The sequence below is a fragment of the Streptomyces sp. CA-278952 genome (assembly GCF_028747205.1).
Taxonomy (GTDB): domain Bacteria; phylum Actinomycetota; class Actinomycetes; order Streptomycetales; family Streptomycetaceae; genus Streptomyces.
Map to the genome: position 1 here is coordinate 4427498 of NZ_CP112880.1, position 18341 is coordinate 4445838.

The 18341-nt window shown below is 73.0% G+C and carries 18 protein-coding genes; 12 read left to right on the top strand and 6 right to left on the bottom strand.

Going from position 1 to position 18341, the window contains the following annotated elements:
- Positions 1 to 216 precede the first annotated feature (216 nt).
- From N7925_RS19865 to N7925_RS19880, 4 genes are all read left to right on the top strand, one after another.
- Positions 217 to 774, top strand: coding sequence for a GlcG/HbpS family heme-binding protein (locus N7925_RS19865; RefSeq protein ID WP_274344657.1), 558 nt, complete (start codon positions 217 to 219; stop codon positions 772 to 774).
- 56 nt (positions 775 to 830) lie between these two features.
- Complete coding sequence (locus tag N7925_RS19870; RefSeq protein ID WP_274344658.1) at positions 831 to 1427, top strand: ankyrin repeat domain-containing protein; 597 nt, start codon at positions 831 to 833, stop codon at positions 1425 to 1427.
- Positions 1424 to 2689 carry a YncE family protein gene (locus tag N7925_RS19875; protein WP_274344659.1) on the top strand — a complete coding sequence of 422 codons (1266 nt, stop codon included), beginning with the start codon at positions 1424 to 1426 and terminating at the stop codon, positions 2687 to 2689. The genes N7925_RS19870 and N7925_RS19875 overlap by 4 nt, the downstream gene beginning before the upstream one ends.
- Positions 2690 to 2765: 76 nt before the next feature.
- Positions 2766 to 4172, top strand: coding sequence for a M1 family metallopeptidase (locus N7925_RS19880; protein ID WP_274344660.1), 1407 nt, complete (start codon positions 2766 to 2768; stop codon positions 4170 to 4172).
- 108 nt (positions 4173 to 4280) lie between these two features.
- On the opposite strand, the gene N7925_RS19885 is transcribed toward N7925_RS19880, so the two are convergent.
- Complete coding sequence (locus tag N7925_RS19885) at positions 4281 to 4856, bottom strand: TerD family protein (protein ID WP_018959769.1); 576 nt, start codon at positions 4854 to 4856, stop codon at positions 4281 to 4283.
- 260 nt (positions 4857 to 5116) lie between these two features.
- Between N7925_RS19885 and arfB the strand changes: the two genes are divergently transcribed.
- On the top strand, positions 5117 to 5551 hold the full coding sequence (gene arfB, locus N7925_RS19890) for an alternative ribosome rescue aminoacyl-tRNA hydrolase ArfB (RefSeq protein WP_274344661.1): 435 nt from the start codon (positions 5117 to 5119) through the stop codon (positions 5549 to 5551).
- A gap of 84 nt (positions 5552 to 5635) precedes the next feature.
- Here the strand turns inward: arfB and N7925_RS19895 are convergent, their stop codons facing one another.
- Positions 5636 to 6142, bottom strand: coding sequence for a flavin reductase family protein (locus N7925_RS19895; protein WP_265600881.1), 507 nt, complete (start codon positions 6140 to 6142; stop codon positions 5636 to 5638).
- A gap of 407 nt (positions 6143 to 6549) precedes the next feature.
- On the opposite strand from N7925_RS19895, the gene cdgB reads away from it, so the two are divergent.
- Together cdgB and N7925_RS19905 are read left to right on the top strand one after the other, a co-directional pair.
- Positions 6550 to 8238, top strand: a complete 1689-nt coding sequence (gene cdgB, locus N7925_RS19900) for a diguanylate cyclase CdgB (protein ID WP_265600882.1) — start codon at positions 6550 to 6552, stop codon at positions 8236 to 8238.
- Positions 8239 to 8381: 143 nt separating this feature from the next.
- The gene (locus N7925_RS19905; RefSeq protein ID WP_274344662.1) at positions 8382 to 9374 is read left to right on the top strand and encodes a carbohydrate-binding protein; all 993 of its coding nucleotides are present in this window, start codon (positions 8382 to 8384) and stop codon (positions 9372 to 9374) included.
- Positions 9375 to 9415: 41 nt separating this feature from the next.
- On the opposite strand, the gene N7925_RS19910 is transcribed toward N7925_RS19905, so the two are convergent.
- From N7925_RS19910 to N7925_RS19920, 3 genes are all read right to left on the bottom strand, one after another.
- The gene (locus N7925_RS19910; protein ID WP_274344663.1) at positions 9416 to 10342 is read right to left on the bottom strand and encodes a 1-phosphofructokinase family hexose kinase; all 927 of its coding nucleotides are present in this window, start codon (positions 10340 to 10342) and stop codon (positions 9416 to 9418) included.
- Between the two features lie 148 nt (positions 10343 to 10490).
- Positions 10491 to 11648 carry an N-acetylglucosamine-6-phosphate deacetylase gene (gene nagA / locus N7925_RS19915; RefSeq protein ID WP_265600885.1) on the bottom strand — a complete coding sequence of 386 codons (1158 nt, stop codon included), beginning with the start codon at positions 11646 to 11648 and terminating at the stop codon, positions 10491 to 10493.
- Positions 11648 to 12538, bottom strand: coding sequence for an ROK family protein (locus N7925_RS19920; protein ID WP_416222993.1), 891 nt, complete (start codon positions 12536 to 12538; stop codon positions 11648 to 11650). The genes nagA and N7925_RS19920 overlap by 1 nt, the downstream gene beginning before the upstream one ends.
- 433 nt (positions 12539 to 12971) lie before the next feature.
- On the opposite strand from N7925_RS19920, the gene N7925_RS19925 reads away from it, so the two are divergent.
- Together N7925_RS19925 and N7925_RS19930 are read left to right on the top strand one after the other, a co-directional pair.
- A complete protein-coding gene (locus tag N7925_RS19925; protein WP_265600887.1) occupies positions 12972 to 14249 on the top strand; it encodes an extracellular solute-binding protein in 1278 nt (425 codons plus the stop codon).
- Between the two features lie 44 nt (positions 14250 to 14293).
- A complete protein-coding gene (locus N7925_RS19930) occupies positions 14294 to 14575 on the top strand; it encodes a DUF3263 domain-containing protein (RefSeq protein ID WP_265600888.1) in 282 nt (93 codons plus the stop codon).
- A gap of 109 nt (positions 14576 to 14684) precedes the next feature.
- On the opposite strand, the gene N7925_RS19935 is transcribed toward N7925_RS19930, so the two are convergent.
- Positions 14685 to 15368 (bottom strand): phosphotransferase, encoded by a 684-nt coding sequence (locus tag N7925_RS19935; protein WP_274344664.1) that lies wholly within the window; start codon positions 15366 to 15368, stop codon positions 14685 to 14687.
- A 252-nt stretch (positions 15369 to 15620) separates the two neighbouring features.
- Here N7925_RS19935 and N7925_RS19940 point away from each other — a divergent pair, with 252 nt between their 5' ends.
- From N7925_RS19940 to N7925_RS19950, 3 genes are all read left to right on the top strand, one after another.
- The gene (locus tag N7925_RS19940) at positions 15621 to 17000 is read left to right on the top strand and encodes an alpha-lytic protease prodomain-containing protein (protein WP_274344665.1); all 1380 of its coding nucleotides are present in this window, start codon (positions 15621 to 15623) and stop codon (positions 16998 to 17000) included.
- 134 nt (positions 17001 to 17134) lie between these two features.
- Complete coding sequence (locus tag N7925_RS19945; RefSeq protein WP_265603936.1) at positions 17135 to 17998, top strand: carbohydrate-binding protein; 864 nt, start codon at positions 17135 to 17137, stop codon at positions 17996 to 17998.
- A gap of 54 nt (positions 17999 to 18052) precedes the next feature.
- Positions 18053 to 18337, top strand: coding sequence for a hypothetical protein (locus N7925_RS19950; protein WP_416222915.1), 285 nt, complete (start codon positions 18053 to 18055; stop codon positions 18335 to 18337).
- Positions 18338 to 18341 lie beyond the last annotated feature (4 nt).

Consider the following 18341-nt stretch of genomic DNA (forward strand, 5'->3'; position numbering starts at 1 on the left):
CGGATCCTCCATGGTGACCCGATCCGGCCACTCCCGCATCAACCGATCGGCTGACGGGGGCGTCGGCCGACCCGCGCGCCGCTTCCAGCCGGTTCGTCGACCGTACGGGGCCGGATCCGCCGGGAGGATCGATACCAGAGCGAAACGCCCGGACCACTTCCGGGCCGCCCCGCACACCGAACCACCGGGCCGCCCCCGGATCACCAAGGAGCCACCATGAAGAAGCTGTCGCTGCGCACCCGTGTCGTCACCGGCTCCGTCGTCGTCGCCGCCCTCGGGGCCGGCACGTTCGGCGCGATGTCCGCGAGCGCCTCCTCCCCGGCCGCCGCCCCCGCCGCCGCGGTCAAGGCCGACACGAGCAACCGGAACCTCCAGCAGACGACGCACCTGACCGTGGCCGCCGCCACCAAGGCCGCGCAGGCCACGCTGGACGCGGCGAAGAAGGAGAACCAGCGGATCTCCGTCGCGGTCGTCGACCGCAACGGCAACACCATCGTCTCCCTGCGCGGCGACGGCGCGGGCCCGCAGTCCCCCGAGTCCGCGGTGAAGAAGGCGTACACCGCCGTCTCCTGGAACGCCCCCACCTCCGAGTTGGTCAAGCGCCTGGAGCAGGCCCCGAACCTGAAGGACATCCCTGGCACCCTGTTCCTCGGGGGCGGCGCTCCGGTGCAGGTCAAGGGCGCCCCGGTGGCGGGCATCGGCGTGGCCGGCGCGCCCAGCGGCGACCTCGACGAGAAGTTCGCCCAGGCGGGCGTCGCGGCCCTCGCCCGGTAGTCACGACCCGCACAGGCACACGCACAGGCACAGGCACAGACGGGAACGGAGTACCCATGAACGCCCTCGATCACGACCTGCTCACCGGCGCACGCACCGGCGACACCGCAGGTGTGCGCACCGCGATCGAGGGCGGCGCCCGGGTCGACGTCCGTGACGAGGAGCTGCGCACCCCTCTCCTCCTCGCCGTCCACGGCGACCACGTCGAGGCGGCCCGCCTGCTCGTGGCCGCCGGGGCGGACCCGGACGCCCAGGACCGGCGCGAGGAGAGCCCCTGGCTGGCCACCGGCGTCACCGGCAGCGTCGCGATGCTGCACACGCTGCTGCCGGCCGGTCCGGACCTGACTCTGCGCAACCGGTTCGGCGGCGTCTCCCTCATCCCGGCGAGCGAACGCGGCCATGTCGCGTACGTACGGGAGGTGCTGCGGGTCACCGACATCGACGTCGACCACGTCAACCGGCTCGGCTGGACCGCCCTCCTGGAGGCGGTGATCCTCGGCGAGGGCGGGCTCCCGCACCAGCAGGTCGTGGAGCTGCTGCTCGGGGCCGGGGCGACGCGGGACCTGGCCGACGGCGACGGGGTGACACCCCTGGCCCACGCCGAGCGGCGCGGCTTCGCCGAGCTGGCCGCCCTGCTGCGGGACGCCGCGTGACCGGGGACCACGGCCCCCGCGCCGCCCCCCGCGCCGCGGGCCGTGGCGACGGCCCCCCGGCTCCCGGCCCCCGCGCCCGTCGCCTCGCCCTCGGACTCGCCGCCGCCACCCTGCTCGCCGGGTGCTCGACCGGCACGACGGAGGCGGCCCCGGACGCCCCGGGCACCGGTGGCCCGTCCGCCGCGGCCGGCACCGTCGCGCCCCCCGACCCCTCCCGCGCCCCCGCCGGCCGCACCCCCGACGGCACCCTCCTCGTCGCCGACTTCGGCGGCGACACCGTGACCTTCGTCGACCCCGGCAAAGACGGCTCCGGGAAGGACGGCTCCGGGAAGGACGGCTCCGGGAAGGTCGGGGGCCCCATCGCCTCCGTCGAGGTCGGCACCGCGCCCTACGGCCTCGTCGTGGGCGAGGACGGGCGGGCCTGGGTCGCCACCGCCGAGGGCGTCGCGGTCGTCGACACCCGGGAGCGGACCCGGCTCGCGCTCGTCCCGTACGAGACGGAGTCCGGCCCGGTCACCACCGGCGAGTACCGGGGCGGCGGCATGGGCATCGTCCTGGCCCCGGACGGGAAGCACGTCTACGTCGGGGTCAACGTGCCCGGCGGCGACGGCGCGGTCGAGGTCATCGACACCGCGACCCGCGAGGTCACCGGCGTCGCGCCCGTCGGCATGCGCCCCTTCGACGTGGACGTGTCCCCGGACGGCCGCGAGGTGTACGCCACCGATCACGACTCCTTCGACGTGACGGCGGTGGACGCCGACTCGCTGGAGACCCGGCGCATGGAGGTCGCCCCGTACGGCACGGAGGGCGGGCTCGGCTCCTGGCTGAAGCCGCACTACGCCGTCGTGCGCCCCGAGGACGGCAAGCTGCTGCTGCCGTTCGAGGGGGAGCGGCTCGCGGTCCTCGACCCGCGCACCGGAGAGGTGACCATCGAGCCGATGACCGCCAACACCCACCAGCACGGCGCGGCCCTCGCTCCCGACGGCACGCTCCTGGTGGTGGGCACGGGCCCGATCGGCTCGGACGACGAGGAGCCCTCGCTCACCGTCCGTGCCACCGACGGCACGGAGCGGGTCGTTCCGCTGGACGGACCGCACGAGGACGTGGCGGTGTCGAAGGACGGCCGCACGGCGTACGTGACCGGCGGCTTCACCCGCGACGGGTACTGGAACGGGATCACGGTCGTCGACCTGGACGACGAGAGCAGCGAGCCGGTCCGCCTGGAGGCAGGCAACCGGCCGCTCGGCATCGCCATCCTCTGAACGGGAGCCGCCCGTTCTTCCCCCGAGGCGGGCGGCTCCTCCCGGTCCGGGCCGCCGGGCGACCTAGGATCGACCGGTGAACCACCGCCCCCCGGCCCCCGCCCCGCTCCTGCCGGTTCTGACGCTGGCCCTGGCCCTCCTCGGGAGCGGCTGCACGGGCGGGGTCGAAGGCACCCCGGGCGCGGCCGGACTGCGCGACCCGTACTTCCCGGGGCTCGGCAACGGCGGCTACGACGTCACCCACTACGGCCTGGAGCTCGACGTCGACCCGGCCGGAGACCGGCTGCGCGGCACCGCCACGATCACCGCCCGCGCCACCCAGGACCTGAGCGCCTTCCACCTCGACCTCGCCGGGCTCGACGTGGACGGCGCCACCGTCGAGGGCCGCCCGGCCGCCGTGAACCGGGCGGGCAAGGAGCTGACGCTGCGTCCGGCGGCCGACGTGGAGGGCCGGCTGGGCAAGGGGCGTACGTTCACCGCCGTCGTGCGCTACTCCGGCTCCCCGGAGACGATCACCGGCCCGGACGGGTCGAAGGAGGGCTGGCTGCGGACGGCCGACGGCGCGGTCGCCCTCGGCGAACCGGCCGGGTCCATGGCCTGGTTCCCCGGCAACCACCACCCGAGCGACAAGGCCGCCTACGACCTCGCGATCACCGTGCCCGAAGGGCTCGCGGGGATCTCCAACGGGGAGCTGGTGTCCCGGCGTACGGCGAACGGGCGCACCATCTACCGCTGGCGGACCGCCGAACCGATGGCGAGCTATCTGGCGACCGTCGCTGTGGGGCGGTTCGCCACCGAGGAGTCGGTGACCCCCGACGGCATCCGGCTGTTCACCGCCGCGGACCCGGAGTCGGCGGCGGCGAGCGCGGACGTGCTGGCGCGGATTCCGGCGGTGCTGACGTGGTCGGCGGGGAAGTTCGGCCCGTATCCCTTCTCCTCCGCCGGGGCGATCGTCGAGCGGACGGGCGACTCGGCCTACGCCCTGGAGACCCAGAACCGGCCCGTCTTCCCCGGCCCGCCGGACACCGCGCTCCTCGTGCACGAACTGGCCCACCAGTGGTTCGGGAACTCCGTCACCCCTGCCACCTGGCGGGACATGTGGCTGAACGAGGGCTTCGCGACGTACGCGGAGTGGCTCTGGGCCGCCGACCACGAGGACGTACCGGTCGAGGAGAGCTTCGAGGCGGCGTACGCGGACGACGCGAACTGGGCGTTCCCGCCCGCCGATCCGCCGAGCGCCGCCGAGCTGTCCGAGCCGCCGGTCTACGGGCGCGGGGCGATGGCCGTGCACCGCGTCCGGCTCGCCCTGGACGACGACCGGGCCTTCTTCGCCCTGGTCCAGGGGTGGACGAAGGCCCACCAGCACGCCAACGCCTCGACCGACGACTTCACCGCGTACGTGGAGGAGGAGACGGGGCGGGACCTCACCGAGCTGTGGGACACCTGGCTGTACGGCAGGGGCCGGCCGCCCGTGGAGGGCTGACCGGCTCCCGGACGGGGGACGTGACGGCCCTTCACGCACGCCGGAGCCCCCGGCCGCAAAGGCGGCCGGGGGCTCCGGTGAAGCGGGTGGAGCAGCTGTGCGCTCGGGTCAGAGGTTGACGCCGAAGTCCTGGGCGATGCCGCGCAGGCCGGAGGCGTACCCCTGGCCGACCGCGCGGAACTTCCACTCGGCGCCGTTGCGGTAGAGCTCGCCGAAGACCATGGCGGTCTCGGTGGCGGCGTCCTCGCTCAGGTCGTAGCGGGCGATCTCCGCGCCGCCGGCCTGGTTGAGGATGCGGATGAACGCGTTCCGGACCTGGCCGAAGTTCTGGCTGCGGTTCTCGGCGTCGTAGATGGAGACCGGGAAGACGATCTTGTCCACGTCGGCCGGCAGACCCGCCAGGTTGACGTTGATCTGCTCGTCGTCGCCCTCGCCCTCACCCGTGACGTTGTCACCGGTGTGCACGATGGTCTGGTCCGGCGTCGACTTGTTGTTGAAGAAGACGAAGTGGCCGTCCGAGACGACCTTCCCCGCCGGGTTGACCGCGATCGCCGAGGCGTCGAGGTCGAAGTCGGTGCCGGTGGTGGTGCGGACGTCCCAGCCGAGGCCGACCGTGACGGCGGTAAGGCCCGGTGCCTCCTTGGTGAGCGAGACGTTGCCGCCCTTGGACAGGCTTACTGCCATGGGAAGTCCCTTTCCTCGTCGTGTGCGGGCTTCGTGCCATCACGAAAGCTACCGTCACCCGTCATAACGCAAGCAGCAGACCACGAGGTTCCTGGTCGCTTTACTTTCTTTGCCGAACTTCGTCCCGAAGTGGAGCCGGTCAGGGGACCCCGTGCGGCCCGGTGCCCGACCCCGGGCGGGCCCGGCGTGCGATCCCGGGCGCCCCCGTGCGCGATCCCTTGGGCAAAAGAAGGTGACGAACAGGGCGCGGGGAAGGGACCATGGGTGTCATGTCCGGGCCCTATGTCATCCGCGGCTCGGTCTCCCTCCCGGAGGCCGAGCTCATGTGGCGTTTCTCGCGGTCCTCCGGGCCCGGCGGGCAGCACGTCAACACCAGCGACTCCCAGGTGGAGCTGCGCTTCGACCTGGCGGCGACCGACGCGCTCCCCGAGGTGTGGAAGGCCCGGGCGCTGGAGCGGCTCGCGGGCAGGCTGGTGGGCGGCGTGATCTCCGTACGGGCCTCCGAGCACCGCTCCCAGTGGCGCAACCGCGAGACGGCCGGCGTCCGGCTCGCCGCGCTCCTCGCCGAGGCCACGGCGCCGCCGCCCAAGCCCCGGATCAAGCGGAAGATCCCGCGCGGGATCAACGAGCGCAGGCTGCGGGAGAAGAAGCAGCGCGGCGACACCAAGCGCGGGCGCTCGGGCCGCGACTGGTGACGGGTCGGGCCCGCGACGGGTGACGGTCGGGCCCGCGACGGGTGACGCCCAAGCCGCGCCCGGTGACTCCGGGGCCCCGCGCCGTCAGCCCAGCTGGCGGTAGCGGCCCTTGAAGTACGCCAGCGGGTCGCCCTCCGGGCTCGGCAGCACTGCCGTGAGCACCCGCCCGATCACCAGGGTGTGGTCCCCGGCCACCACGCGCTGCTCGGTGCGGCACTCCAGCGTCGCCAGCGCCCCGCCGATCAGCGGCGCGTGCGTGACCTCACCCCGTACGTACGGGACGTCCTCGAACAGCAGCCGGTCGCTGATCCGGCCCTTCATGGCGAACCGCCCCGCGATGTGCCGCTGGCTCGCGGCCAGGACGGAGACCGCCCACAGCGGCTGCTCGTCCAGCAGGTCGTCCATCCGGGAGCCGTTGCGCAGGCTCACCGTCACCAGGGGCGGGTCCAGGGACACGGACATGAAGGCGGTCGCCGTCATGCCCACGTCCTCGCCCCGGCCGTCCTCGTCGAGGGGCGGCTCCTGGGCGGTGACCAGCACCACCCCGGCGGCCAGCCGCGCGAGGGCGGCACGGAACTCGTCGTTGCTCACTCCCTCAGCATGCGGGACGGTCTCGGGGCGCGGGGTGGGGGGTTTCGTCTGGAGCACACTCCGACGCTAACCGCGGGGGCCGGGCAGTCGCATCGGGCCAGGGGACCAGGCCGGTCCTAGGACTCCGGAAGGGCCGCGTGCGCGGGAAGGTTCGCGCGTGCGAGCGGCGCGACGAGTGGGCGCGCACAAGGGGAACCCGCCCTTCCGGGCACGCACCGAACGAGCGTCGTCGCCCTGAGTCACCGACATCTCCCGGTCATCTGTTGTGACTTGAGTCACAGAGTCCATTTTCTGCTGACCCTGTGTACCGGGTGCACAGCTCACTGTGATTCAGTGGCCGTGACACTGCAACAAGTACGTCGATATGAAACCTGGAGTTGCTGTCGAGGTCTCGGGGAGTGCGAGCGATGGAGGCCGAGTCGGAACCGTACGTCCGCCTTGCGACCATGCGGCAGCTGCATCAGGCCGTCGCTGATCTCAATACGGCACGGAGTCTGGCGGACACGCTGCAGACCGTGGCCGACGGAATCGTCGCGGGCCTCGGCTACGAGCTGGGCTGCGTGAACCTGGTCAGGCCGGACGGCGACCTCGTCATCGCCGCCTTCGCGGGCAACGCCGCGGCCGAGGCCCTGATCACCGGACGCGTCGGCTCCCGCGCCTCCTGGGAGCGCAGGCTCTCCATGGGCGAGGCCTGGGACAACCTCCGCTTCATCCCGCACACCGAGGGCTGGGTCCTCCTCGACGACGACGTACCCCAGTGGCACACCGAGGGGCCCGAACCCCGGTTCGAGGACGAGTGGCACCCGCTGGACCGGCTCTACGCCCCGATGTACGCCTCCGGGGGCGGCCGGGATCTCCTCGGGGTCATATCCGTCGACCGGCCGCGCAACGGGCGCCGCCCCGGAGCCTGGGGCCGCGAGGCGCTCCAGATGTACGCCTCCCAGGCCGCCATCGCGATCAGCAACGCCCGCCTGCGGGCCAACATGCAGCGCGCCCTGGTCCGCCTGGAGCGGGAGCAGCAGGCGCTGCGGGCCAGCGAGGAGTCCTTCCGGCAGGCCTTCGAGTACGCGCCCAGCGGCATGGCCATCGCGGAGATGGGCGGCGACCAGCAGGGCAGGCTGCTGCGCACCAACGACGCCCTGTGCCGGCTGCTCGGCCGCCCGGCCTCCGTCATGCGCCGCTACTCCTTCGCCGACCTCGTCCACCCCGAGGACATCGGCACCCTGCTGCGCACCTCCGCCGAGGGCGGCCGGGCCGAGCTGCGGCTGAGCCGCCGGGACGGCACCTATCTCTGGGTCTCGCTGCGCAATTCGGTCGTCGCCGACACCGCCGACGGGCCGCGCTTCCTGCTCACGCATGTCGAGGACATAGAGGAGCGCAAGCGGCACGAGCTGAACCTCGCCCACCGCGCCTCGCACGACGCGCTGACGGGGCTGCCCAACAGCGCCGAGCTGAAGTCGCGGCTCAGCGCCCGGATCTGCGAGCGGCCGCACTCCCCGGCCGCGACCGCGATCGAGGCGCTGGACGCGGCGTACGGGGACGTCGAGTCGTCCCTGACCCACGGCTACCAGGCCGACCGGTACGAGGGGACCCACGGCTACCAGCCCGACGGCTACGAGGGCGAGGCGGTCCCCGGCGGCGGTCCCTTCGACCACCATGTGCATACGGTGGCCCCGGATCCGGACCACGACGACGGGACGAAGGGCCTCGCGGTCCTCTTCTGCGACCTCGACGGCTTCAAGTCCATCAACGACCGCTTCGGGCACCACACCGGTGACGCCGTGCTCATCGAGGTCTCCCGGCGGCTGAGCACCTGCGTGCGGGACGGTGACACCGTCGCCCGGCTCGGGGGTGACGAATTCGTCGTTCTCGCCGACGGCCTCGGGGCGGCGGACGCCGCTGACCTGGCCGTTCGCCTGAGAAATGCCATCATTCCGCCCATAAGGGTCGATGGTCGCGCGGTCCGGGTCGGGGCGAGTTTCGGCATCGGCTGGGCCGAGTGCGGAATGACGGTCGAAGAGGTCCTGCGCTCCGCCGACCAGCGGATGTACGTGGAAAAGCGGTCCCGGTCGAAGGTTCACCGCAGGGCCGGATGACGTTCACGGCCCGTTTCTCCCCCTACCCCGTATCCGTTCCCCACGGCCGTCCGGGTCACTGAGCACAATTCGGGGCTTGCTCCGTTCGAGGTAGGCTCGGCCGGTCGGCGACGGCTGGCGACATGGTGAGGAGTGACCCAGGGATGACGGCCGGAAACAACGGCGCGAGCAAGCCCGAGGACGACGATCCGTTCGGCTATCTGTACGCGGACGGACAAGCGGCAGGCGCCCAGCCGCCCGGCCAGGGCGGCTACGGCTACCCGGGGCCGGCCGCGCAGCCGGGCGTGCCCAGAACGTCCTACAACCAGGTGCGGACCGTCGGCGAGCGCCAGTACGGCCAGCAGCAGGGCGGGTACGGCTACCCGCCCCAGCAGAGCTACGGCCAGCAGCCCCCGCAGCAGCACAACCGGCCGAACCCGCAGTACGCGGCCCCCGAGACCTACCCGGGCGGCGCGTCCAACGGGCAGCCTCCGGCGCACGGCGGCCACGGCGGCGGTCCGGGCCGGGGCGGCCCGAACACCAAGGCGCTCCTGATCGCGGCCGTCGCCGTGGTCGCGGTCGTCGTCGTCGGCATCGGCGCCGCCCTGCTCACGGACGACGACGGCGACAAGAACGACAACAAGGACGAGGCGTCCTCCTCGCAGGGCCCCGCCGGCGAGGTCGAGCAGTCGAAGAAGCCGGAGAAGAAGCCCAAGGAGTCCCCGAAGCCGGTCGAGCTGCCGAAGCAGGACGCGGCGACGCTGACGCTGGGCGGCACGGCGGCCCTGGACTCCTCGGTCAAGGGCGCCAAGGGCGCCAACGGCAACTACATCAACCTGAACGAGGTCGGCCGGTCGGCCACCTGGACGGTCGAGGTCCCCGAGGCCGGCGCGTACACCCTGTACGTGACCTACGGCGTGCCCGGCAAGGACGCGAAGACGACCCTGACGGTCAACGCGCAGGAGCCGCGCTCCATCAACATGGAGAACTTCGCGCAGGCCGCCGAGGGCGATCTGGAGAAGGGCTGGACGAACACGTACGCGTACGTCCAGCTCGACAAGGGCTCCAACACCCTCAAGCTGTCGTGCGAGACGGGCGATCAGTGCGACGCCAATCTCGACCAGCTGGAGCTGAAGTCCGGCCACATCAAGAGCTAGTCACACCGTGCGCGACGACGCCCTGACCGCCCCCGAGGTGGTCAGGGCGTCGGCGTGTGCGGCTCCACCGTGACGCGCGGCAGCAGCTCCGCGTAGGCCGCGGCGTCGAAATCGCCGGCCGTCGGGGCCAGCACGGTCGCCGTCGACAGGGCCACCGCCCGGGCGAGGCGATCCGGCCAGTCGAGGCCCTCGGCCAGGGCGGACAGCAGCCCGGCCACGGCGGAGTCGCCCGCACCGGTCGGGTTGCCGCGCACGGGGGCGGGCGGGGCGGCCCGCCAGACGCCGTCCGGGGTGAGCGCGAGCACGCCCTCCGGGCCCAGGGACGCGATCACGGAGTGGGCCCCGCGGCGGCGGGCGTCGCGGGCGGCGCGCAGCGGTTCGCGGGAGCCGGTCAGCTGGGCCAGCTCCTCGGCGTTCGGCTTGACCAGGTCGGGGCGGGCGGCGATGCCCCGGCGCAGCGGTTCTCCGCTGGTGTCCAGGAGCACGGGCACGGCGGCGGCGCGGGCGATCCGGACCAGCTCCGCGTAGGCCCCGACATGGATGCCGGGCGGCAGGCTGCCGCAGAGCGCGACGGCGTCGGCTCCGGCGAGCAGCTCCTCGTACGTCCGCAGGAGGGCGGCCCATTCGGCGGGGCTCACCTGCGGTCCGGGTTCGTTGAGCTGGGTGGTGTCGCCGGTCGAGCGGTCGGTGATCGCGAGCGTGCGGCGGGTGTTCCCGGCGACGGGCACGAGGGCGTCGCGCGGTGGGAGCGGGGCGAGCAGGGAGCGCAGGACGTCCCCGGTCGGGCCTCCCGCGAAGCCGGTGACGACGCAGTCGTGGCCCAGCGCGCCGAGGACCCGGGCGACGTTGAGGCCCTTGCCGCCGGGGCGTTCGGTGACCTCGCCGACCCGGTGGCTGCGGTGCGGGACGAGCGCGTCGACGGTGTACGTCACGTCGAGCGCGGTGTTCAGAGTGACGGTCAGGATCACCTCTGCCGGTCCCTCCCTCGGTGCATGGCCCCCATGGCGCGCGCACCCGTCCGCGGCGCGCCCATCTGATGATCATGTCAAAGCGATGGCGGTCGGCCCAGTCCCGCGGGCCGACCGCCATCGCTTCGTTACGTGCTCGGCGTGCCGCCTACGCAGTCTTCGGCTCGATGATCCACTCGCCGCGGCGCATGACGCCCTTGAGGACGAAGTCCTCGTCGAGGACGACCAGGTCGGCGTCCTTGCCCGCCTCCAGCGAGCCGACCCGGTCGTGGACGCCGAGGAGCCGGGCGGGGTTGGCGGAGATGGACCGGACGACGTCCTCGACGGGGATGGCGTCGAGGGTGACGGCCCGCCGGAACGCGGTGTCCAGGGTGAGCGTGGAGCCGGCGATCGAGCCGCCCTCCACCAGCCGGGCCACCCCGTCGGTGACCTCGACCGCGAGCGGGCCGAGCTGGTACTCCCCGTCGCCGAAGCCGGCGGCGTCCATCGCGTCGGTGATCAGTGCGACGCGGCCGGCGCCCTTGTGGCGGTAGGCCAGCTCCAGGACGGCCGGGTGCAGATGTGTGCCGTCGTTGATCAGCTCGACGGTGATCCGGTCGTCCTCCAGGAGGGCCGCGATCGGGCCGGGGTCGCGGTGGGCGAGCGGCGGCATCGCGTTGAACAGGTGCGTGGCGACGGTCGCGCCCGCCTCGATGGCCTCGACGGTCTGTTCGTACGTCGCGTCCGTGTGGCCGATCGCGGCGATGACCCCGTGCTCGGCGAGCAGCCGTACGGAGTCGATGCCGCCGGGCAGCTCGGTGGCGAGGGTGAACATGCGGGCGGTGCCGCGCGCGGCGTCCAGCAGCTTGCGGACGTCGGCCGGGTCCGGGTCGCGCAGCAGCTCCTCGCTGTGGGCGCCCTTGCGGCACGGCGAGATGAAGGGGCCCTCGAAGTGGATCCCGGCCAGGTCGCCCTGCTCGACCAGCTCGGACAGGACGCCCGCGCGGCGGGCGAGGAAGTCCATCTCGCCGGTGACCGTGGAGGCGACCATGGTGGTCGTGCCGTGCTCACGGTGCGTACGGATGCCGGTGAGGACCTCGTCGACGGTGCCGGAGGTGAAGGAGGCCCCGCCGCCGCCGTGGTTGTGCATGTCCACGAAGCCGGGGACCACCCAGTGGCCGGCGAGGTCGATGATCCGGGCGCCCTCCGGTGCCGAACCGGAGATCCGGGAGCCCTCGACGGTCACCCGGCCGTCCTCGACGGTGCCGGTGGGGAGCACCACCCGGGCGCCGGCGAGAACGGTGCTGTCTGCTGCGCGTCCGGCCATCAGGCGGAAACCTCCGTGGAGAGTAGATCCCAGGCGAGCAGCCCCGCGCCCAGGCATCCGGCGGTGTCCCCGAGGGCCGCCGGGACGATGTGGGGCAGTTTCTGGAACGTGACGCGTTCCTCGACGGCCGCACGCAGTGGTGTGAACAAGGTTTCCCCGGCTTCGGCGAGACCGCCACCGATGATGAGCGTGCCCGGGTCGAGGAGGGTGAGCGCGGTGACGAGGCCGGCGGCGAGCGCGTCGATCGCGTCCTGCCAGACCCGGACCGCCGCCGGGTCGCCGGACTCGACGGCCTTCGCGCAGTCCGCGGCGTCCGCCGCGGGGTCCCCGGAAGCGGCGGCCCAGGCCCGGGTCACCGCGGCGGCCGAGGCCAGCGTCTCCAGACAGCCGCGCTGGCCGCAGCTGCAGTCGGGGCCGTCCGGGCGGACCACGATGTGGCCGATCTCGCCCGCGTCCCCGTGGGCGCCCGCCTCGATGGCCCCCGCGATGCCGATGGCCCCGGCGATCCCGGTGCCCAGCGGGACGAACAGGAAGCGGTCCGTGCCCCGCCCGGCCCCGATCCGGCCCTCGGCGAGCCCGCCGGTGCGCACGTCGTGGCCGAGGGCTACGGGGACGCCGAGGCGCTCGCCCAGCAGGGCGCGCAGCGGTACGTCGCGCCAGCCCAGGTTCGCGGCGTACACCGCGATGCCCTTCTCGGCGTCGACGATGCCGGGCACGGCGACCCCGGCGGCGACGGCGCTCTCGCCGAGGTGCTCCTCGCCGTGGGCCCGCAGATCCGCCGCGAACGCGAGGATGGTCTCGACGACCGCGTCGGCGCCGCGCTCCCGGCCGGTGGCCCGCCGCGCCTCGTGGAGGAGGGTGCCGTCGGTCCCGACCAGTGCGGCCTTCATTCCTGTGCCGCCCACATCGAGGGCGATGACATGTCTCACGGGAGACAGTTTCGCCCGCCGACCCCCAAAAGGTCTAGTCCACTAGCGAGGTTTGTTGTGCACCCATACAAAATGATGAAGGAGTGAAGGCCGGTCGTTATCTACCGGAAAGTCACTCATGGGGACCCACGGACCGGGGGGAATCGGTCCAAAGGTCTGGACCAAGATACGGGCAGGGGCCCCCGACTGCCAGTGCGCGTAAGCCAGTTGTGGCCCTCGGGGCCCGTATACGTTGCCGAAGCGATACGCCGGTGGTGTAGACCTCCGCGTCGCCAATGGGGGAAAATCGCAGTTCATCCGGACGGTGCCCAGGACAGGGCGGCGCTGCCGCGGCCGAACGGAGGCCGGGGGCCGACGCCGTGCGCGCCGTCCGTGAGCCAAGTGATCAACGAGGATGGGCGAGGCTGTGCAGCGGCGCTTTTTGGGTCTGACCGCGGTGGTGGCCGCGCTGGGAATGACAGCGACGTTGTCGGGCTGCGGCGGTGACGGCGGCTCGGGCGACGTCACGCTCAAGCTGGTCGCCGCCGACTACGGCACCAGTCCGGAGAACAGCTCCGAGAAGTACTGGAGCGGAGTCGCGGCGGGCTTCGAGAAGGAGCACCCCGGCATCAAGGTCGACGTCACCGTCCTCCACTGGAAGGACGTCGACCGCGAGGTCGCCGCGATGGTCAAGGCCGGCGACGCCCCGGACATCGCCCAGATCGGCGCGTACGCGGACTACGCCAAGGCGGGCAAGCTCTACACCGCCGACGAGACGCTCGCGATCCGCACCACGGCGAACTTCCTGCCGAGGCTCGCCGACGCGGGCAAGATCGACGGCACGCTGTACGGCCTGCCCTTCGTCGCCAGCACCCGACTGCTCTTCTACAACGAGAAGCTCTTCGAAAAGGCGGGCCTGGGCGCCCCCGAGACCTGGGACGACATCCGGAGCGACGCCGCCGCGCTCAAGGCCAAGGGCGTCGACTACCCCTTCGCCCTGCCGCTCGGCCAGGAGGAGGCCCAGGCCGAGACCCTGATGTGGCTCCTCAGCGGTGGCGGCGGCTACACGGACGACGTCGGCGCGTACGACCTCGACTCGGCCCAGAACGTCGCCACGTTCCGCTGGCTGCGGGACAACCTCGTCGGCGAGGGCCTCACCGGACCGGTCGAGCCGGGCAAGCTGGACCGGGCGAAGGCCTTCGAGGCGTTCGCCGACGGCGATGTCGGCATGCTCAACGGCCACCCCACCCTGATGGACGAGGCCGAGGCCAAGGGCGTCAAGGTCGGCATGGTGCCGCTGCCCGGCTTCGACGGCCCGACCAAGGGCTCCATGGGCGTGGCCGACTGGATGATGGGCTTCAAGGAGAACGGCCACCGCAAGGAGATAGGCACGTTCCTCGACTACGCCTACTCCGACGAGAACGTGCTGGAGTTCGCCGAGAGCTACGACCTGCTCCCGGTGACCGGCAGCGCCTCCGCCGCGATGGAGACCGACAAGAAGCACAAGAAGCTGCGCCCGTTCCTGGCGGCCCTGCCGAACTCGACGCTCATCCCCTACAGCAAGACGTCCTGGGCCACGGTCAGCGACGGGATCAAGAAGAAGATCGGCAGCGCGGTCGCGCCGGGCAGCAACCCCGAGAGCATCCTCGGCGAGCTCGCCACCGAGGCGTCACAGGCGGAGGCCGCCGAGTAGCGGCCGCGGGCGCGGTGTCGGGGGTGGGCGTTAGGTTGGTCGATATGACCGCCCCCGACCACGAGCACCGCGCCCCCCGGGCCGAGCCAGCCCCCGACACCGGCGGACTGTCCGTACGGGACCGGGCGCTGCTGGCCCTGGAGCGGCGGCCCTGGGCGGGGCCCGGGGCGAAGGAGCGGGCGATCCGCGAGGAGCTCCGGATCTCGCCGGTCCGCTACTACCAGCTGCTGAACGCGCTGATCGACGACGAGCGGGCGCTGCGCGAGGACCCGGTCACGGTGAACCGGCTGCGGCGCGTGCGCGACGCGAAGCGTAGGCGGCGCTGAGCGCGGGCTGATCGGGGCTCCAGCCCGGGCTGATCGGGGGCTCCGCCCCCGGGCCCCCGCTCCTCAATCGCCGGAGGGGCTTGATCCCCCCGCCGGAGGCACCCGAACCTTACGGCGCGCAGCCCAGCACCAGGTCCACCGCCCGGTCCAGGCAGGCCCGTTCGTGGTCGGTCAGATGCGGGTTCGCCCGCTGGCGGGCGCGGGCGAGGGACAGATCGGCGGTCGACGCGCCGCCCTCGTCGGAGAGTTCCGCCAGGAGCGCCGTCAGCAGGGGCCGGACGTCCGCCCCGGCCGGGAACTCCCGGCCGAGCGCGGTCCGGGCCAGGGTCAGCGCCGACATCGCCCGGTCGAGACCGGGCGGACCCTCCGCCGCGCTGGACCAGTCGACCACCACCGCGCCCTCCGCCGTCAGCACCACGTTCTCCGGATGCAGATCCAGGTGGAGCACGCAGTCCTCCGGGTTCGCCGAGACCCGGGGCGGTATGGCGTGGAGCTCGCGCAGCAGCCGGGCGAGCAGCGCGCCCGCCTCGGCCGCCCCCAGCCGCCCCGCCAGCAGGGCCTCGGCCAGGGTCGGGCCGGTCAGCCGCTGGAGCACCAGGTCCGTGGGACGGCGGACCCCTTCGGCGGGCGGACCGATGCGCGGCACCGGGAAGCCGAAGGCGCCGACGTAACTCATCACGGCCAGCTCCTCCGTGGTGTCGGTGCGGTCCCGGTAACGGCGAAGGACCCAGGAGCCGTCGAGTGCGTACACGTCGGCGGTGCGTCCCGAGCCCAGAAGTTGCCCTGTGTGCATGAGGCCGAACCTACCCGGGCACCCCGCCGAAAGGGAGACGCGATCCAGCTTCGCCCGGCAGGGCCCCGAAAACGGCTCCGTACTCGCCCGCGGGGCTGACCGAAGCACGTGCCGCGCGGCCCCATAACGCGGAGGGAGGGGGGTGAACGGGATCTCCTGCGCCGGGTGTCGCCGCCGCTACGGTTTCGGCAATTCCCTGGTCCGGACCAACCCCAGCCGGACCTGGACACCCCCAGAACCAAGGAGAGTGACGTGGAGAGAACCACGCTCCGCAGACGCGCCCTCGCCGCCGGCACCGCCACGGTGGCCGTGGGTGCGCTCGCCCTCGCCGGGCTGACCGGCGTGGCGTCCGCCGACCCCGCGGCCACCGCCGCCCCGCCGGTCTCCGCCGACAGCCTGTCGCCCGGCATGCTGGCCGCCCTGGAGCGCGACCTCGGCCTCGACGCGGACGACGCTCGCAGCCGGATAGCCAACGAGTACCGCGCCGCCGCCGTCGCCGCGGGGCTGGAGAAGTCCCTCGGCGCCAGCTTCGCCGGAGCCCGGGTCAGCGGTGCGAAGGCGGTCCTGACCGTCGCCACCACCGACGCCTCCGAGGCCGCCCGGATCACCGACGCCGGAGCGCGCGCCGAGGTCGTCGGCCACAGCCTGGACCGGCTCGAAGGCGTCAAGAAGACCCTCGACAAGGCCGCGCTGAACAAGGCGCCCAGGAACGTGCCCGTCTGGTACGTCGACGTCGAGACCAACCGGGTCGTCGTCAACGCCGGCAGCACCGCCGCCGGACAGGCGTTCCTGAAGGCGGCCGGGGTCGACAGCGGCCTCGTCACCGTCGCCAGGTCCGCCGAGCAGCCCCGCGCCCTCGCCGACATCCGGGGTGGCGACGCGTACTACATGAACGGCTCCGGCCGCTGTTCCGTCGGCTTCTCGGTGAAGCGCGGCACCCAGAACGGCTTCGCCACCGCGGGCCACTGCGGCCGCGTCGGCACCACCACCAACGGCGTCAACCAGCAGGCCCAGGGCTCCTTCCAGGGCTCGACCTTCCCGGGCCGGGACATGGCCTGGGTCGCCACCAACGCCAACTGGACCCCGCGTCCGCTGGTGAACGGATACGGGCGGGGCGACGTCACCGTCGCCGGCTCCACCGCCTCCGTCGTCGGCGCCTCGGTCTGCCGCTCCGGCTCCACCACGGGCTGGCACTGCGGCACCATCCAGCAGCTGAACACCAGCGTCACCTACCCGGAGGGCACCATCTCCGGCGTGACCCGCACCAGCGTCTGCGCCGAACCGGGCGACTCCGGCGGCTCCTACATCTCCGGCAGCCAGGCGCAGGGCGTCACCTCCGGCGGCTCGGGCAACTGCTCCTCCGGCGGTACGACGTACTTCCAGCCGATCAACCCGCTGCTCCAGACGTACGGGCTGACCCTGGTCACCAGCGGCGGGCCCACCGACCCGCCCACCGACCCGCCGACCGACCCGCCCACCGACCCGCCGGGCGGCACCTGGGCGGCCGGCACCACGTACGCCGCCGGCGCCACGGTGACGTACGGCGGAGCGACCTACCGCTGCCTCCAGGGACACACGGCCCAGCCCGGCTGGACCCCCGCGGCCGTCCCGGCGCTCTGGCAGCGGGTCTGACCACCCGGGACCGGTCCCGGGTCTGACCACCCCGGGACCGGTCCGGCACCACCGAACCTCCTGAACCTCCCGCCTCCCGCCTCCCCGCGTCGAGGAACCCCGAGGACTCCGAGGAAACCGTCATGACCCCACAGATGGACAACACAACCCCCCATGAACCCAACGCGTCCGACGGGGCGTCGGGGGACCGGCGGCGGATCAGCCGCAAAGGTCTCCTGAAGGCCGCGTTCGTCGCGAGCGCCGCGCCCCTGCTCGCCGGAGGGGGCGTCGCGCTCGCCCGGGACGCCGCCTCGTCCGGGAACGGGCCGCTGGCCCCGACCCCGGAGTGCGACGACGGCGACGACACGACGCCTCCGCAGATGGAGGGGCCGTACTTCAAGCCCAACTCGCCCCGCCGCACCAGCCTGGTGACCCCGAGCACCCCCGGCGTACCGCTCACCGTGAGCGGCTACGTCTTCGGCCGGGCCTGCCGCCCCATCTCCGGGGCTCTGCTCGACTTCTGGCAGGCCGACGCCAACGGGTCCTACGACATGGCCCAGTTCGCCTTCCGGGGACATCAGTTCACCGGCACGGACGGGTCGTTCAGCCTCACCACCATCGTGGCGGGCCTCTACCCGGGCCGTACCCGGCACATCCATGTGAAGGCGCAGGCGCCCGGCGGGCGCATCCTCACCACCCAGCTGTACTTCCCGAACGAGCCGCGCAACAACACCGACGCGCTGTTCGACCCCGAGCTGCTGATGAACGTCCGCACCGTCGGGAACGGGCGCCAGGGCACCTTCGACTTCGTGCTGGACGTCGCCCAGACGCCCGGCCCGACCGATCCGCCCACCGATCCGCCTACCGATCCGCCGGGCGGCACCTGGTCGTCCGGCACCTCCTACCGCGCGGGTGACCGCGTGACGTACGGCGGGGTCGCCTACCGCTGTCTGCAGGCACACCGGGCCATGTCGGGCTGGGAGCCGCCGAACGTCCCCGCGTTGTGGGAACGCGGGTAGACGAGGACACAGCGAGCGCACCACCGCCCGCGCCCCGTTCACGCCGTCCGGCGCGTGAACGGGGCGCTTCTCGCGTTCCCCCGCGAGGCCCCGCTCCCGGGCCCGGACGGCACCCTGCTCGCCACCTCGAAGAAGCCCGGCGAGAAGGGCGGCCAGGGAGTGGTCATGTGGACGGCCGACACGATGCGCCCCGACGGTGTGCGGGTCGTCGTCTCGGCCTTCACCTCCGGCGAGCAGTCGAGTCCCGCCACCCGGCCCACGCCCACGCCCGCGCTCACGATGGACCAGCTCACCGCCCTGGCCATCAGCCCGCAATGGCCGAGGCTCCAGCAGCGGTAGGGCG

Coding starts and splice junctions, on each gene's coding strand:
- N7925_RS19870 (WP_274344658.1), top strand. CDS start 831: ATGAACGCCCTCGATCACGACCTGCTCACCGGCGCACGCACCGGCGAC.
- N7925_RS19935 (WP_274344664.1), bottom strand. CDS start 15,368: ATGCACACAGGGCAACTTCTGGGCTCGGGACGCACCGCCGACGTGTAC.
- N7925_RS19905 (WP_274344662.1), top strand. CDS start 8,382: ATGACGGCCGGAAACAACGGCGCGAGCAAGCCCGAGGACGACGATCCG.
- N7925_RS19885 (WP_018959769.1), bottom strand. CDS start 4,856: ATGGCAGTAAGCCTGTCCAAGGGCGGCAACGTCTCGCTCACCAAGGAG.
- N7925_RS19920 (WP_416222993.1), bottom strand. CDS start 12,538: ATGAAGGCCGCACTGGTCGGGACCGACGGCACCCTCCTCCACGAGGCG.
- N7925_RS19945 (WP_265603936.1), top strand. CDS start 17,135: ATGGACAACACAACCCCCCATGAACCCAACGCGTCCGACGGGGCGTCG.
- cdgB (WP_265600882.1), top strand. CDS start 6,550: ATGGAGGCCGAGTCGGAACCGTACGTCCGCCTTGCGACCATGCGGCAG.
- N7925_RS19865 (WP_274344657.1), top strand. CDS start 217: ATGAAGAAGCTGTCGCTGCGCACCCGTGTCGTCACCGGCTCCGTCGTC.
- arfB (WP_274344661.1), top strand. CDS start 5,117: ATGGGTGTCATGTCCGGGCCCTATGTCATCCGCGGCTCGGTCTCCCTC.
- N7925_RS19930 (WP_265600888.1), top strand. CDS start 14,294: ATGACCGCCCCCGACCACGAGCACCGCGCCCCCCGGGCCGAGCCAGCC.
- nagA (WP_265600885.1), bottom strand. CDS start 11,648: ATGGCCGGACGCGCAGCAGACAGCACCGTTCTCGCCGGCGCCCGGGTG.
- N7925_RS19925 (WP_265600887.1), top strand. CDS start 12,972: ATGGGCGAGGCTGTGCAGCGGCGCTTTTTGGGTCTGACCGCGGTGGTG.